The following is a 14,354-nucleotide window of genomic DNA, read 5'->3' on the forward strand; positions in this document are numbered from 1 at the left end:
TCAGTCGGGTGCCAACTCGTTCCAGATGGCCTCTTTCTAGGCCGGCGACGGTTCAGCCAGCCAGCGCCAGGCCGATGCTGGGTTTTTGCGACGAGGAATGATCATGGCGTGACCTCGTCGCCCTCGTGTTAGAAATGTGATAAGGGTATGGCTAAATTAACAACTAGGGAGGCTATTCCAATGCGTTCCTTGGTCAGTCCCTTGAGTATTGCATTAACATTGTTTTGCGGCACAGCTTTTGGTCAAGAGGCACCAATTCCAGCACCATCAGGACCAGTCACTATCGGAACACGTAGTGATGGTAGCTTTATAATGCGCAGCGGGAATGAGGTAATCGGGGTAGCTAGGGATTGTTCAGGGTCAGGCTGGAAACTTCTTCGAGAAAGAGGATCTAGATGCCCCGGAGCCCCCGGAGCCCCCGGAGCCCAAGGAACCCAAGGAGCCCAAACTATGATGCGACCCAGCAGCAGTTACAAGATACGACGCAGATTCTAATACAGCCGTAGAGCGTTGACGCGCTTGGCTGGTCCAGCAAAGTCATCAACAGTTACCGTTGTTATTCTGGCAGAAGGTGGATTGTCGCCGTAATGCCGAAGGCAAAGCGCCTAGCCGGCGATCGCCATTCCGATGCCGACGCCAAGGCCCATAAGGAGCTTGCTGGCAAAGTCTAGGGCGATGACGCGGACGACGGCGCGCACGTCTCTGCGGGGCTGTGCGAGGGTGCGGGAGAGATCATCGAAGACCGTGTCCATCAGGGGGAGTCTAGATCGAAACCGGGAATCTGTGAATCCCCGGGTTGTTCACGGCGCAAAGCTTCGCCGCCACAAGCGCGCGCTTGATGATTTCACCAGGGGCAGTAACGGAGATCGCATCGATGATGCGGGATCCAGAGCGCGCCGACAACGCCACGACGCTAGCCGCAGCTATTGGCCGTTTCAGCCCTGTGGATATGGGACATCCAGCTAGCTAGAACGACAGATAAATGTTCACTCCCGAGCCAGGGTAGTAGCCTGGATAGTAGTGCTGATAGTACGGCTGATAGTACGGCCGATAGTATGGCCGATAGTAGTTACGGTAGCCGTAGTAGCGGCGTGGATAGCATGACCCGTAGTAGCGGCAAGACCGCCATGCGTACCCGTTATTCCAGTGGCGGCCATTCCGCCAGTAACGATTGCCGTTCCCGTTGTTCCAGTGACGGCCATTCCGCCAGTAACGATTGCCGTTCCCGTTTTTCCAGTGTTTGACGGGTTCGACCACGTCGGCCCGCATTTGCTCGGGTTTCTGCATGAACATCGGCGCGGCGTTGACCGGCAAGGCGAAAGATGCGGCCAAGATTGTGGCCGCTAGGGCTGATAAGAGCCTTTTCATCGCGGACTCCTCTGAATAGGAAGACGCAGTTGCTGGCTATCTAGTTTACGCCAAGGAGCCTGAACCGTCGATGAACAGCGGCGCGTCTACACGATGTCGGGTTTCAGGGTTGCATCGGTCATTTCCTCAGCCTCACACCCGCGCCGCCACCGTTCTCGGGGATGAACTCGACGCCGGCCGCTTCGAGGGCGGTGCGGATGGCGGCATCCTCTGACGTGCGCGTTCTGTTGGTCGTGGGTGCCGGTGCTGGTGGCGGCCTAACTCTCGGCGGGAGACGACAAACCCCGCTTCGGCGGGGTTTTTGTTGCGCATGATAATGGTGCTAGATAATAGAGTCGGTTTTTAGGAATATGCTTTGGAAGACGTATCCGAATTATAAAGATTATCGTTATATTTCAAGGCGTTGTATCAAATAAATGTCTCCGCTCATCGAAACCGTCCTCTTTGTCTTCAGCCTTGTCGCGCTCGGCTATCTGGTCGGGCTCACCGGCTATCTCAAGCCGGCGAGCGGCGAGGGCATTTCCGAATTCGCCATCAACGTGGCGATGCCACTGCTCTTGCTGCAGACAATGGTGAAGTCGGACTTCCATGGCGTGGCGCCATGGTCGTTGTGGGGCGCCTATTTCACGGCGTTCGCCATCACCTGGGCCGCCGGCCATCTGGTCACCACGCGAATGTTCGGGCGAGACGCCCGCGCCGGCGTGGTCGGCGGTGTTTCGTCGGCCTATTCCAATGTGGTCCTGCTGGGAGCCCCCTTCATCCTCGGCATTTTTGGACAGGACGGGTTCGAGGTATTGTCGCTGCTGGTTTCCATTCACCTGCCGGTCACGATGGCGGCCTCGATCATCCTGTTCGAGATGTTCGGCCGCAGCGGCAACGAGCCTGTGCATCCGCTGCGCGTCATCCAGAGCTTCTTATGGCGGCTGTTCGTCAATCCGCTGATCATCGGCATCTTGGTGGGGCTTGCCTGGCGTATCACTGGGGCGCCGCTGCCGGACCTGGTCATGCGGCTGGTCGATGCTCTGGCCGCCACGGCAGGGCCGGTGGCGCTGTTCGCGATGGGGCTCAGCCTGCGCCGCTTCGGCATCTCCGGCAATGTCCGGCCGGCGCTCGCTTTGTCGGCGTTGAAGCTGTTCCTGATGCCGGGGCTGGTGCTCGGCCTGGTCTGGCTGTTCGGCATGCCGCCATTGACGGCGAAGGTGGCGGTCCTGGTGGCAGCGCTGCCGTCCGGCATCAATACCTATCTCATCGCCGTGCAGTTCAACACCGGCCAGGCTCTGGCGTCGAACCAGATGACCATCGCCACCGCGAGCGCGGTGGTCACCACGGCGTTTTGGCTGACCGTAGTCGTCCACATTTTCGGGTAGGATCGTGTTCCCGGACGGGAGCCTGGCGAGCGCTGCTCTCGCCTTCTCTGGCCTAACCCCTATATGCCATATTGCGATTGCTTGCGGGGCTTGCCCTAGGTAAAGAGCAGTGCCCCAGCGTGCCGGCTTCGAGGCCATTGCGCACGCTCCACCGAAGAAATCAGCGACCGGCCCGCCACTTGCGCCGAACGGAGGTTAGACCATGCTTCAGAAAACCAGCCATTTCATGCGGCAGGCCAATCTCATCAACGGCGAATGGGTGCAGGCCGACAGCGGCCAGACGCTCGACGTCAACAACCCGGCCACCGGCCTCAAGATCGGCATCGTGCCGAAGTCGGGCAAGGCGGAGACCCGCCGTGCAATCGAAGCCGCCCATGAAGCCTTCAAGACCTGGCGCAAGACCACCGCGCTCGAGCGCTCGAAGCTGCTGCGCAAGCTGCATGACGCGATGATGGACAATCAGGACGTGCTGGCCGAACTCCTGACCATCGAGCAGGGCAAGTCGCTGTTCGAATCGAAGGGCGAGATCGGCTCGGCCGCGTCCTATATCCTCTGGTTCGCCGAGGAAGGCCGCCGCACCTATGGCGACGTCGTGCCGTCGCCGTGGGCGGACCGCCGCATCCTGGTGACCAAGGAGCCGGTCGGCGTCATCGCCGCCATCACGCCGTGGAATTTCCCATCCTCGATGCTCGCCCGCAAGCTCGGCCCGGCGCTGGCCGCCGGCTGCACCGCCGTGGTCAAGCCGGCGACGCAGACGCCCTATTCCGGCCTGGCCTGGGGTGCGCTCGCCGAGGAAGTCGGCTTCCCCAAGGGTGTCGTCAACATCCTGACCGGTGCTGCCGCCGAAATCGGCGACGAGATCTGCGCCAATCCGCTGGTGTCGAAGATCACCTTCACTGGCTCGACCGAGATCGGCAAGATGCTCATCCAGAAGTCGTCGGTGACCGTCAAGAAAGTGTCGATGGAGCTCGGCGGCAATGCGCCGTTCATCGTCTTCGACGACGCCGATATCGAGCGTGCCGTCGCCGGCGCGATCACTGCCAAGTACCGCAATTCGGGCCAGACCTGCGTTTGCACCAACCGCTTCCTGGTACAGGCCGGCGTCTATGACAAGTTCGTCGAGAAGCTGGCGGCCGCCAGCGACGGACTGAAGGTCGGTTCCGGCCTCGAAGAGGGCGTGCAGCAGGGGCCGCTGATCGACGAGAAGGCGGTCGAGAAGGTCGAGGAGCTGATCGCAGATGCGACCTCCAAGGGCGGCAAGGTCGTCGCCGGCGGCAAGCGCCATGCGCTCGGCGGTTCGTTCTTCCAGCCGACGGTGATCGCCAACGCGACGCCGAAGATGCGCTTCATGAAGGAAGAGATCTTTGGGCCGGTCGCGCCCGTGTTCAAGTTCGAGACCGAGGAAGAGGCCGTCGCTCTGGCCAACGACACCGAATTCGGCCTTGCCTGCTATTTCTACACCGGCGATCTCGGCCGTGCCTTCCGGGTCATGGAAGGGCTGAAATACGGCATGGTCGGCGTCAATGAGGGTCTCATCACCACGCCGGAAGCGCCGTTCGGCGGCGTCAAGGAATCGGGCCTCGGCAAGGAGGGCGGACATCAGGGCATCGAGGATTATCTCGACACCAAATATGTCTGCATCGGCGGCCTCGGCCTCTGATAGCCATCGGAAGAGTGGGGCAGGCGCAAACCTGCCCTTTCGATACGTCAAACCCGGCCGAAAGACGACAACCGGCCGAAGTCGATAGATCAACGAACTGACTTTCGGGCATGACGATGAAGGACGGCGAGGTCTTCGGTACGACGCAGGCGGGCGACGCCGTCCGCCGCTTCACCATCCGTGGCGGCGGCCTCACCGCCAACATCATCGGGCTTGGCGCAATCATCCAGGATCTGCGCCTCTCCGGACACGATGCGCCGCTGGTGCTGGGCTATGACCGTTTCGAGCCCTACGAGACCGACAGGGCGTTCTTCGGCGCGGTCGTCGGGCGCTACGCCAACCGCATCCGCGACGGCCGCTTCACCATTGCCGGCAATCGCTACCAGACGGAGCGCAACTTCCTCGACAAGCACACGCTGCATGGCGGCTCGCAAGGCTATTTCCGCCGGCCATGGACCGTCTCGCTGCATGGTAGGGATTTCGTCACACTGACCCTGCACGACCCCGACGGTACGATGGGCTTTCCGGGCGCGCTCGACGTGACCTGCACCTACCGGCTGAAGATCCCAGGAACGCTCAGCGTCGAGCTGACCGCGACCTCAGAGGAGCCGACGCTGTGCAATCTCGCGCAGCACTCCTATTTCAACCTCGACGATGGCGGCGCCGGCGACATCCTCGACCACCGGCTGATGCTCAATGCCGGCGCATACACGCCGATCGACGGCGAGATGATCCCGACCGGCGCGGTCAAGCCGGTGGACGGCACGCCCTTCGACTTCCGCCAGGCGCGGCCGCTGCGCATGGAAAGCGAGGGCGAGCAGCTTCCCTACGATCTGAATTTCTGCCTTGCCCCGACACGCGGGCCGTTGAAGCAGGCGTCCTGGGCACAAGGCGCGACTTCCAGCGTCGAGATGGAGGTGTGGACCACGGAGCCCGGCCTGCAGCTCTATACCGGTCAGTACCTGACGCCGTCCTCGCAAGGGCTGGACGGGCGCCAGTACAAGGCGTTCTCGGGCTTCTGCCTGGAAGCACAGGTCTGGCCGGATGCGCCGAACCGGCCCTATTTCCCGCAGGCGACGCTGTGGCCCGGGCAGATCTACCATCAGGTGACGGAATACCGGTTCCTTTTGCCTTAGGTTGCGAAAGCAGCCCTTAGGGTCTCGAATGGTGCCAGTGCGCCGCGCACCTGTACGACGGCGGCGGCGACGCGATGCGCGCGTTGTGCAGCCGCTTCGGGAGCGTGGCCGGCGAGCCGGGCAGCGAGGTAGCCGCCATTGAAGGAATCGCCGGCGCCGGTCGTGTCGACAGGGGTTGCGACATGCACCGCTGGAACCAGATGAAAGGCTCCGTTCGTCGCGATAAGCGCCGCTTCCTCGCCGTTCTTGACGACGACTTCGCCAACCAGCATTCCCAGCCGCTCAGCGGTCGCCTGCGGCGTGGTATCGCCAAACAGCATCTGCTCGTCGGGAAAGGTCGGCAGGGCGATGTCGGTGAGGGCAAGCGCTTCGAGGATTGCGACCTGCGCGTCCTCGCGATTGCGCCACAGGCGTGGCCGGTAATTGGGATCGAAGGCGACGAGCGAACCGGCAGCGCGGGCCTTGGCCACCGCCGCCAGCAATGTCTTGCGCGCGGCATCGTCCAGAATTGCGAGGGTGATTCCAGAAAAGTAGACAAGCGCCTGATCTTCAAGGCTTTTTGCCAGTGCGGCCGGATCCGAGGCAAGCTGCCTGGCGGCAGCGTCGGCGCGCCAGTAGGTGAAGGCACGTTCGGCGCCGGTCAGTGTGATGGCATAAAGGCCGGGCCGGGCGCCCGCGATGACCGGGCTCTGGCCGATGCCGATGCCATTTTCGGCGAAGAAAGCGATCTGCCCCTGCGAGAACGGGTCGTCGCCGAAGGCAGAAACGTAGGTTGCTGGTCGGTCGCTGCTCAGCGCATGCAGCGCCCATAGCGTGTTGAACGTGTCTCCGGCAAAGCCCATGCGCCAGTTCGGCCCAGCCTGGCCCGACAGCTCGAGCATGCACTCACCGACCGAGGCGATTCCCGCCATGTATCTCTCTCCAGATAATTTTGCTGCTGTAGCTTTTTGCGACCGGCAGCGCCATGCTTGGCGCAGGCCGTTTTTTGCGCCAGAAGCGTTTTCCCACAGCGGTGGGGACGCGATCCGCCCGCTACAACGTTGTCTTGGAAAAGGAACCGGTTTGGCATCCCTATGGCGTTATCTTCTCGCGGGCCTCGGTCTGGCCGCCTTGCTGGTCGGCATACTGGCGATCGTCTACCTGACCGCCCCGCAGACGGCGCCGGGTGCCGACACGTCGCGCTCGAAGACGACGGCGAACGGGCTGTTCGTCGCCAGTTTCCAACCGGAGCGCGGCGTCGTCAGGCAGGGCGAACTGCAATCCTGGCTGCTGACGCTGAAGACGGTCAAGGGTGTGCCGGTGGAGGGTGCTGCGATCACGGTTTCCGGCGGCATGCCGCTGCACAGTCACGGCCTGCCGACCAGCCCGCAGGCGACCGACTATCTGGGAGAGGGGCGCTACCGTATCGATGGGCTGAAATTCACCATGAGCGGCTGGTGGCAATTGCGTTTCGCCATTTCCGCGGCGGCCGGCTCCGATACGGTCGTCTTCAATTTGGTGCTGTGAACTAGATGAACCGCCGTCTCTTGTGTCTTCTCGTGCTGGCGGTGATGGCCATGATTGCCGGCTGCGGCAAGCCGGAGTTTTCCGATGCCGAGAAGAAAACCATTGCCTCGCTGGCGTTGAACACGTTGCCGGCGCTGAAGCCCGACACCACCAACCGTTTTGCCGACGTTCCAGCTGCCGCCGCACTTGGCTCGACGCTGTTCTTCGATCAGGGCATGAGCCGCGACGGCACGGTCTCCTGCTCGACCTGCCACAAGATCGACCGCCAGTTCCAGGACGACCTGCCGCAAGCAGTCGGCGTCGGCCGCACCAACCGCCGCACCATGCCGCTGGCCGGTGTCGCGCGCGATCCCTGGTTCTTCTGGGATGGGCGGCGCGACAGCCTGTGGGCTCAGGCGCTGACGCCGCTGGAAAATCCGCTTGAGCATGCGGGCAACCGCGCCGCCTTCGCGCATTACATCAAGAAGCGTTTCGGCGAGCGCTACGAGCGCATCTTCGGGCCGCTGCCTGATCTTTCGAGCGTGCCTGCCAATGCCAGCCCGCTCGGCACCGATGCCGAGAAGGCGGCATGGAAAACCATGCCCGCCAGCCAGGCCGAGGACGTCAATCGTGTCTTCGCCAATATCGGCAAGGCGATCGCCGCCTTCGAGCGATCCATCGAGCCGCCGCCGACACGCTTCGACCGCTTTGCCATCGACCTGTCATCGGGGGCAAAGCCGCAAGGCGACGACGCCTTTTCGGCGGAGGAGATCCTTGGGCTGAAACTGTTCATCGGCAAGGCCAATTGCGTGACCTGCCACAACGGCCCGCGCTTCAGCGACAACAGCTTTCACAACACCGGCGTGCCGCCGGTCGCGGACCTGCCGCCGGATCGCGGCCGCATCGACGCCGTGGCGCAGGTCGAGGCCGATCCCTTCAACTGCTTCGGCGCCTTTCGCGACGGCGACGACAACGCCTGTCGCGAGCTGCGCTTCATGGTCAAGACAGGACCGCAACTGATCCGCGCCTACAAGACGCCGTCTCTGCGAGGTGCAGCGACGCGACCGCCCTATATGCATGCCGGGCAGTTTTCCTCGCTCGAGGAGGTGGTGGCGCATTATTCGAAGGCGCCGGCAAGCGTCGAAGGCACGTCCGAAGTCCACCCGCTTGAGCTTTCGGACCGTGAACGAGCAGCCCTGGTGGCGTTTTTGAAGACGCTGGCCGAGTGAGTCAGCGGTCCTTGACAGTCTCCATCGCCACGAAGGTCGAGGTCTGGGCGACGTGGGGGAGCGCCGAGATGCGCTCGCCCAGCACACGGCGATAGGCGGCGATGTCGGTGGTGCGGACCTTGAGAAGATAGTCGAAGCTCGATGCCATCATGTGGCACTGTTCGATCTCCGGCACCGCCTGTACGGCGCGGTTGAAGGCGTCGAGGGCAGCTGAACGCGTGTCCGACAATTTCACCTGGACAAAGGCGACATGGCCTTCGCCCATGCGCTCGCGGTCGATGATCGCCTGATAGCCCCTGATGAAGCCGTCCTTCTCCAGCCGCTTGACCCGGGCCTGCACCGGCGTCTTCGACAGGCCGACCTTTGCCGCGAGTTCCGACATGGAAAGCCGCCCGTCGCGCGCCAGCGCCGACAGGATATTCCGGTCGATGCGGTCCAATTGGTCTTCGGTCATCGATTTTGTGGTCAAATTGGTGGGATACTGGCGCAAATGATAGATCAATCGATCTGCCTTGTCGATTTCTTTGGACCGACCGAAATCCTCAACTGTGCTAGTTTGCGCCATTCGGTCCGGTGACCGCCGGTCCGCTCCCTCTTGCTCGTTCACAGGACCGCCATGCCAGCGCTCGATGCCATCCGCCAGCAGATCCGTGCCAGCTATCTGCCAGACGAAGATCAGGCGGTGAAGCGGCTGGCCGAGGCGACAGAACTGTCGACGAAGGACCGCAACGCGATTTCGACCCGTGCCGCCGATCTGGTGCGGGCGGTGCGCGGCTCGTCCGATCCCAGGCTGATGGAAGTCTTTCTCTCCGCCTATGGCCTGTCGACCAAGGAAGGCGTGGCGCTGATGTGCCTGGCCGAGGCGCTACTGCGGGTGCCCGACACCGAGACGATGGACGACCTCATCGCCGACAAGATCGCGCCGCACGACTGGTCGGCGCATTCGGGCGGCTCGAGTTCGATCTTCGTCAACGCCTCGACGTGGGCGCTGATGCTGACCGGGCGCGTGCTCGACGAAGGCGAGGGTGGCATCGAAGGCACGCTGCGCGCCATGGTGCGCCGGCTCGGCGAACCGGTTATCCGCAAGGCGGTCGCAGCGGCGATGCGCGAAATGGGCGAGCAGTTCGTGCTTGGCCGCAGCATCGCCGAGGCCGTCAAGCGCGGCCGGCCGATGACGCAGAAGGGCTACCTCTATTCCTTCGACATGCTGGGCGAGGCGGCCCGCACCGAGGCCGACGCGTTGCGCTATCACAAGGCCTATGCCGACGCGATTTCCTCGCTCGACTCCGGTTCCAATGGGCCGGACATCCGCCAGAACCACGGCATCTCGGTCAAGCTGTCGGCGCTGCATCCGCGCTACGAGGTGGCGCAGAAAGACAAGATGCTGCCGGTCATGGCCGAGCGGCTGTTGTCGCTGGCGCTGGCGGCGCGGCATTCGCGCATGGGCCTCAACATCGACGCCGAGGAGGCCGATCGCCTCGATCTGTCGCTCGACGTCATCGAGCGCGTGCTGGCGGAACCGGAGCTCGCCGGCTGGAACGGCTTTGGCGTCGTCGTCCAGGCCTATGGTCCACGCGCGGCTTTCGTCATCGACTGGCTCTATGCACTGGCCAGGAAATACGACCGCACCATCATGGTGCGGCTGGTCAAGGGTGCCTATTGGGACACCGAGATCAAGCGGGCGCAGACGCTCGGGCTCGACGGCTATCCGGTCTTCACCCGCAAGGCCAACACCGACGTCTCCTACATTGCCTGCGCGAAGAAGCTGCTGTCGATGACCGACCGCATCTATCCGCAGTTCGCCACCCACAATGCCCATACCGTGGCCGCCATCCTGTCGATGGCGACGAACCGCGATGCCTTCGAGTTCCAGCGCCTGCACGGCATGGGCGAGGCGCTGCACGAGACGGTGCGCCAGGCCGAAGGCACGCGCTGCCGCATCTATGCGCCGGTCGGCGCCCATTCCGACCTTTTGGCCTATCTGGTCCGCCGGCTGCTGGAGAACGGCGCCAATTCCTCCTTCGTCCACCAGCTCACCGACGAGGAGGTCGAGCCCGAGGATATCGCCCGCGATCCGCTCGATACGGTGGAGCAACAGGGTCCGGCCGCCAATCCGGCAATCGCCCGGCCTTTTGCCATCTTTGGGGGTGGACGTCGCAACTCGAGGGGATTCGATATCACCGATACAGTGACGCTGGCCGCGATCGAAAAGGCGAAGGCGGAATTTGCCGGATCGGACCGCTGGCATGCCAAGCCGATCACCCGCGCCGCCGGCTACGGCAAGCAGCGCCCGGTTGCCAATCCAGCAAAGCCGGACGAAGTAGTGGGTTCGGTCCACGAGGCGGACGCCAAGCAGGTTGCGACCGCCGTGCGCATCGCGGTGGAGGCGCAGCCGGCATGGGCAAAACGTCCCGTCGCCGAGCGCGCCGCGATCCTCAACCGCGCTGCCGATCTCTACGAGGCCAATTCCGTCGAGTTCTTCGCGCTCGCCACCCGCGAGGCGGGCAAGTCACTCGCCGACGGCGTTGCCGAAGTGCGCGAGGCGGTCGACTTCCTGCGCTACTATGCGGCCGAGGCGGCGAATGCCGAGAGCGGCACGCAGGCGCGTGGCGCGATCGTCTGCATTTCGCCGTGGAATTTTCCACTCGCTATCTTCACCGGCCAGATCGCAGCCGCGCTGGTGACCGGCAATTCGGTGATCGCCAAGCCGGCCGAGCAGACACCCCTAATCGCCTTCCGCGCCGTCGAAATGCTGCGTGAGGCCGGCGTGCCTGAAGACGTCATCCAGCTGCTGCCGGGCGACGGTCCGTCGGTCGGTGGACCGCTGACGGCTGACCCGCGCATTGCCGGCGTCTGCTTCACCGGTTCGACCGAGGTCGCCAAGCTGATCGAGAAGCAACTGGCCGAGACCGCCGCGCCCGACGCCATGCTGATTGCCGAGACCGGCGGGCTGAACGCCATGATCGTCGATTCCACCGCACTGCCCGAACAGGCGGTGCGCGACATCCTCGCCTCGGCCTTCCAGAGCGCCGGTCAGCGCTGCTCGGCCTTGCGTGTGCTCTATGTGCAGAAGGACGTCGAGAAGAAGATGCTGGAGATGCTGAAGGGCGCCATGGAAGCGCTCAACCTCGGCAATCCGTGGCAGATTTCGACCGACGTCGGCCCGGTCATCGACGACGAGGCGCAGGCCTCGATCCAAGACTATTGTACGAAAATGGGCCAGCAGGGCCGGCTGATCGCCAAGCTCGAAGAGCCGAAGAGCGGCCGCTTTGTCGCGCCGCATGTGTTTCGGGTCAAAGGCATCGAGGAGATGGAGCGCGAGGTGTTCGGCCCGGTGCTGCACGTCGCCACGTTCGACGCCGACGAGATCGACGCCGTCATCGCCGCCATCAACCGCAAGGGCTATGGCCTGACTTTCGGCTTGCACACCCGCATCGAGGGCCGCGTCCAGCATTTCGTCGACGGTATCCATGCCGGCAACATCTATGTCAACCGCAACCAGATCGGCGCCGTGGTCGGCTCGCAGCCCTTCGGCGGCGAGGGGCTTTCCGGCACTGGGCCGAAGGCCGGCGGTCCGCACTATCTGAGGCGCTTCCGCAAGGGTCCGGAGGCTGGCACGCATTTGGAGGAAGGCCATAAGGTGACGGCGACCGAGCTTGCCGACAATCTGCCCGATCCGACGCTTGGCGGCTGGTCGACGCGGCCCGATCGCGTCGCCGTCCTGCGCAAGCATTTGCGCGGCAAGGGTGCTGCGGCCATAGGTGCTGCCGCCAGCATCGATTTCGGCCAGGTCGACCTGCCCGGGCCGACCGGCGAAGCCAACACGCTGTCGCTGTCGCCGCGTGGTCGGGTGCTCTGCCTGGGGCCGGATGTCGATACGCTGCTGGCCCAGGCCATCCAGGCGCTCGCCGCCGGCAACGCCGTGCTTGCGGTAGCGCCCGGTGCGCCGGCGGCACTGTCGGCGCTGACCGGCAAGGGCCTGCCGCTGGCGGCCATAGACGGCCGCCCTGATCCGGTCGAGGCACGTTCGCTGCGCGTCGACGTCGTCGCCTTCTCCGGCACGCCCGAGGCCGCGCGCATCGTGCGCAAGGTCATCGCCGAGCGCAGCGGCCCGATCGTGCCTTTGGTCAGCGAGGTGCTCAACCCGGCGGCCTATGCACATGAAAGGGCCGTCTGCGTCGACACCACGGCGGCGGGCGGAAATGCCAGCCTGCTGGCGGCCGCCTAGGTTTTCGTAATTCGCTCGCCTGCGTCGAGTTGCAAAGCAAAAGCTGCCGGATCAACATGGGTGGCAATTCGAGCGGGCGAGGCCGATCAGATGGAAGACACGTCTCCACCGTTTGAGCTGCCGCGCGTGGCGGTGGTCATCACCTCCTACAATTACCGCCCATACGTCGAACAGGCGATCCGATCGGTGTTGGCGCAGACCTACCGGAACTGGGACTGCGTCATCGTCGACGATGCCTCGACCGACGGCTCGGCCGAACATGTCCGCGAACTCCTCCAGGCGATTGGCGACCCGCGCCTGCGGCTGATCGCGCGCTCGGAGAATGGCGGGCAGATCGCGGGATTTCGCGATGGTTTTGCCGCGACCGACGGGCCTTTCGTTGCATTCCTCGATGCCGACGACATCTGGCTGCCGAATTTCTTGCTTGCGCATCTGTCGGCGCATCTCAACGCGACGCGATCGGCGTCGCTATCCAGCTCCGATGTTTTCTTCGTCGATAGCGAGCGGACCTTGCTCGCGAGCACCTATGTCGTGCTGCGCAAGCCGCGATCGGAACCGGAAGCGGCCGGGATCGGCATTCCGGCCTTCAGGCAGCTTGGCGCGATGGCTGGCGAGCTTGCCTATCAATCGGACCATCCGGTGACCTATTTCGGACCCGGCGCCTGTGGCTGGATGTGGGCGCCGACCTCGTCGATGGTTTTCCGGCGCGGTGCGCTGGAACCGGTTCTGGCGTTCCCGTTTCGGGTGATGATAGGGACTGACTATTTTGCCGCGACATGCGCGCATCTGGTTGCTGGCAGTCTGATCCTGTCCGAGAGCCTCGGCCTTTACCGACTGCATGGCGCCAACGCATCGGCTGGCGCTGCCTATGCCGGCGGCCATGTGCAGCAATCGCCGGCCTATCTTGCCCTTGAAGCGACCATGGGCGCGGATGTCCTCGATTATGTGCTGGCCCATGCGGAGCGGCTGCGCGCTATCAACGGCAGGGATTTCGTGCCCGGGTTCCTGACGCAGCATGTCAGGCGGTTCGGCACTCTGGCAGCCGATCCGCGGCTGACGCCGTTTCTCGGTCGCAAGGACCGCCGGCGACAGCTGCGCAAGCGCTTCACGCGGAGAGTGCGGCGGCTGTTCGGTTGGGCGCTACGCTGACACCGTTGCCCGGCGAAGCTTCAGATCTCTTCGGGTGCGCAGCCGAATTTCAGCAAATTGCCGTGCGGATCCCGGACGTAGAATTCCTTCATGTTCCATGGCCGCACGGTGAACGGGCTGAGCTTCTCGACGCCGCGCGCCGAAAATTCGGCGTGCAGCGCCGGCACCTCGCCACCCCTGATGTAGCAGGATGAAACTTCGGGCAGTTTGCGGTCGTCGCTCTTCCAGAAATGGATCTCGATTTCGCCGCGGCGAACGATCAGATAGTCGTCCATCCCCGGCCCGACGATGCCGAGACCGAGCTCGTCGCAATAGAAATCGCGCGTCGCCGCGATGTCGGGCGAGGGCAGGACCGGGATGCTGCGGGCCGGGTCGGCCGCGGGCGATGCCATCTCAGGCGCCCTCGACGACGGAAAAGCCCTCGAATTGCGGATGGCCGAGATAATGCACCTTCGATGTGCCGGCGTTGCGGTGCGCGGCGCGGAAATTCTCGGACTTGGTCCAGGCGATGAAATCCTCATGGCTTGCCCACACTGTATGCGAGGCAAAGAGCGTGTAGCCTTCCGCTTCGTTGGCCGGGCCGCGCAGCAGATGAAATTCCCTGAAACCCTTCATTTCCGAAAGGCTGGAATCGCGGTTCTTCCAGACGTCCTCGAAGGCGGTTTCCGAGCCGTTCTGGACCTTGAAGCGGTTCATGGCGATGTACATTGGGTTCCTTTCGGGATTGCGTAT

Annotated in this window: 13 protein-coding genes and 1 pseudogene; 7 read left to right on the forward strand and 7 right to left on the reverse strand. The window is 63.6% G+C overall.

Annotated features, from left to right (window positions below; translation table 11 throughout):
* Positions 1 to 605: 605 nt before the first annotated feature.
* The 3 genes and pseudogenes from AC1RUK_RS08200 to AC1RUK_RS08210 form a co-directional block, all read right to left on the reverse strand.
* Positions 606 to 752: a hypothetical protein gene (locus AC1RUK_RS08200; RefSeq protein ID WP_481836018.1), complete on the reverse strand. Its 147-nt coding sequence runs from the start codon at positions 750 to 752 to the stop codon at positions 606 to 608.
* Positions 753 to 966: 214 nt separating this feature from the next.
* Entirely contained in the window at positions 967 to 1,368 is a 402-nt protein-coding gene (locus tag AC1RUK_RS08205; protein ID WP_481836017.1) for a hypothetical protein, read from the reverse strand.
* Between the two features lie 118 nt (positions 1,369 to 1,486).
* Positions 1,487 to 1,570, reverse strand: a pseudogene (locus AC1RUK_RS08210) (transcriptional regulator); the annotation flags it as partial.
* 214 nt (positions 1,571 to 1,784) lie between these two features.
* On the opposite strand from AC1RUK_RS08210, the gene AC1RUK_RS08215 reads away from it, so the two are divergent.
* The 3 genes from AC1RUK_RS08215 (at position 1,785) to AC1RUK_RS08225 (ending at position 5,531) form a co-directional block, all read left to right on the forward strand.
* Positions 1,785 to 2,735, forward strand: a complete 951-nt coding sequence (locus AC1RUK_RS08215; RefSeq protein ID WP_481836016.1) for an AEC family transporter — start codon at positions 1,785 to 1,787, stop codon at positions 2,733 to 2,735.
* A 202-nt stretch (positions 2,736 to 2,937) separates the two neighbouring features.
* Positions 2,938 to 4,395, forward strand: coding sequence for an NAD-dependent succinate-semialdehyde dehydrogenase (locus AC1RUK_RS08220; protein WP_481836015.1), 1,458 nt, complete (start codon positions 2,938 to 2,940; stop codon positions 4,393 to 4,395).
* A gap of 110 nt (positions 4,396 to 4,505) precedes the next feature.
* Entirely contained in the window at positions 4,506 to 5,531 is a 1,026-nt protein-coding gene (locus tag AC1RUK_RS08225) for an aldose epimerase family protein (protein WP_481836014.1), read from the forward strand.
* Here AC1RUK_RS08225 and AC1RUK_RS08230 read toward each other — a convergent pair.
* On the reverse strand, positions 5,528 to 6,442 hold the full coding sequence (locus AC1RUK_RS08230) for a sugar kinase (RefSeq protein WP_481836013.1): 915 nt from the start codon (positions 6,440 to 6,442) through the stop codon (positions 5,528 to 5,530). The genes AC1RUK_RS08225 and AC1RUK_RS08230 overlap by 4 nt on opposite strands.
* 151 nt (positions 6,443 to 6,593) lie before the next feature.
* On the opposite strand from AC1RUK_RS08230, the gene AC1RUK_RS08235 reads away from it, so the two are divergent.
* Both AC1RUK_RS08235 and AC1RUK_RS08240 read left to right on the forward strand, forming a co-directional pair.
* Entirely contained in the window at positions 6,594 to 7,037 is a 444-nt protein-coding gene (locus AC1RUK_RS08235; RefSeq protein WP_436172192.1) for a FixH family protein, read from the forward strand.
* A 5-nt stretch (positions 7,038 to 7,042) separates the two neighbouring features.
* Complete coding sequence (locus tag AC1RUK_RS08240; protein ID WP_481836012.1) at positions 7,043 to 8,245, forward strand: cytochrome-c peroxidase; 1,203 nt, start codon at positions 7,043 to 7,045, stop codon at positions 8,243 to 8,245.
* A gap of 1 nt (position 8,246) precedes the next feature.
* Here AC1RUK_RS08240 and AC1RUK_RS08245 read toward each other — a convergent pair whose 3' ends face one another.
* Positions 8,247 to 8,699, reverse strand: coding sequence for an Lrp/AsnC family transcriptional regulator (locus AC1RUK_RS08245; RefSeq protein ID WP_008876371.1), 453 nt, complete (start codon positions 8,697 to 8,699; stop codon positions 8,247 to 8,249).
* Between the two features lie 162 nt (positions 8,700 to 8,861).
* Here AC1RUK_RS08245 and putA point away from each other — a divergent pair, with 162 nt between their 5' ends.
* A complete protein-coding gene (putA, locus tag AC1RUK_RS08250) occupies positions 8,862 to 12,473 on the forward strand; it encodes a bifunctional proline dehydrogenase/L-glutamate gamma-semialdehyde dehydrogenase PutA (RefSeq protein ID WP_481836011.1) in 3,612 nt (1,203 codons plus the stop codon).
* Positions 12,474 to 12,533: 60 nt separating this feature from the next.
* Complete coding sequence (locus tag AC1RUK_RS08255) at positions 12,534 to 13,622, forward strand: glycosyltransferase (RefSeq protein ID WP_481836010.1); 1,089 nt, start codon at positions 12,534 to 12,536, stop codon at positions 13,620 to 13,622.
* 20 nt (positions 13,623 to 13,642) lie between these two features.
* Here the strand turns inward: AC1RUK_RS08255 and AC1RUK_RS08260 are convergent, their stop codons facing one another.
* Both AC1RUK_RS08260 and hmuQ read right to left on the reverse strand, forming a co-directional pair.
* Complete coding sequence (locus AC1RUK_RS08260; RefSeq protein ID WP_481836009.1) at positions 13,643 to 14,014, reverse strand: bleomycin resistance protein; 372 nt, start codon at positions 14,012 to 14,014, stop codon at positions 13,643 to 13,645.
* A gap of 1 nt (position 14,015) precedes the next feature.
* Positions 14,016 to 14,330 (reverse strand): heme-degrading protein HmuQ, encoded by a 315-nt coding sequence (hmuQ, locus tag AC1RUK_RS08265; RefSeq protein WP_481836008.1) that lies wholly within the window; start codon positions 14,328 to 14,330, stop codon positions 14,016 to 14,018.
* Between the last annotated feature and the right edge of the window lie 24 nt (positions 14,331 to 14,354).

The sequence above is a fragment of the Mesorhizobium monacense genome (assembly GCF_056781675.1).

Coding starts and splice junctions, on each gene's coding strand:
- AC1RUK_RS08260 (WP_481836009.1), bottom strand. CDS start 14,014: ATGGCATCGCCCGCGGCCGACCCGGCCCGCAGCATCCCGGTCCTGCCC.
- AC1RUK_RS08220 (WP_481836015.1), top strand. CDS start 2,938: ATGCTTCAGAAAACCAGCCATTTCATGCGGCAGGCCAATCTCATCAAC.
- AC1RUK_RS08215 (WP_481836016.1), top strand. CDS start 1,785: ATGTCTCCGCTCATCGAAACCGTCCTCTTTGTCTTCAGCCTTGTCGCG.
- AC1RUK_RS08205 (WP_481836017.1), bottom strand. CDS start 1,368: ATGAAAAGGCTCTTATCAGCCCTAGCGGCCACAATCTTGGCCGCATCT.
- AC1RUK_RS08240 (WP_481836012.1), top strand. CDS start 7,043: ATGAACCGCCGTCTCTTGTGTCTTCTCGTGCTGGCGGTGATGGCCATG.
- putA (WP_481836011.1), top strand. CDS start 8,862: ATGCCAGCGCTCGATGCCATCCGCCAGCAGATCCGTGCCAGCTATCTG.
- AC1RUK_RS08245 (WP_008876371.1), bottom strand. CDS start 8,699: ATGACCGAAGACCAATTGGACCGCATCGACCGGAATATCCTGTCGGCG.
- AC1RUK_RS08230 (WP_481836013.1), bottom strand. CDS start 6,442: ATGGCGGGAATCGCCTCGGTCGGTGAGTGCATGCTCGAGCTGTCGGGC.
- hmuQ (WP_481836008.1), bottom strand. CDS start 14,330: ATGTACATCGCCATGAACCGCTTCAAGGTCCAGAACGGCTCGGAAACC.
- AC1RUK_RS08200 (WP_481836018.1), bottom strand. CDS start 752: ATGGACACGGTCTTCGATGATCTCTCCCGCACCCTCGCACAGCCCCGC.
- AC1RUK_RS08225 (WP_481836014.1), top strand. CDS start 4,506: ATGACGATGAAGGACGGCGAGGTCTTCGGTACGACGCAGGCGGGCGAC.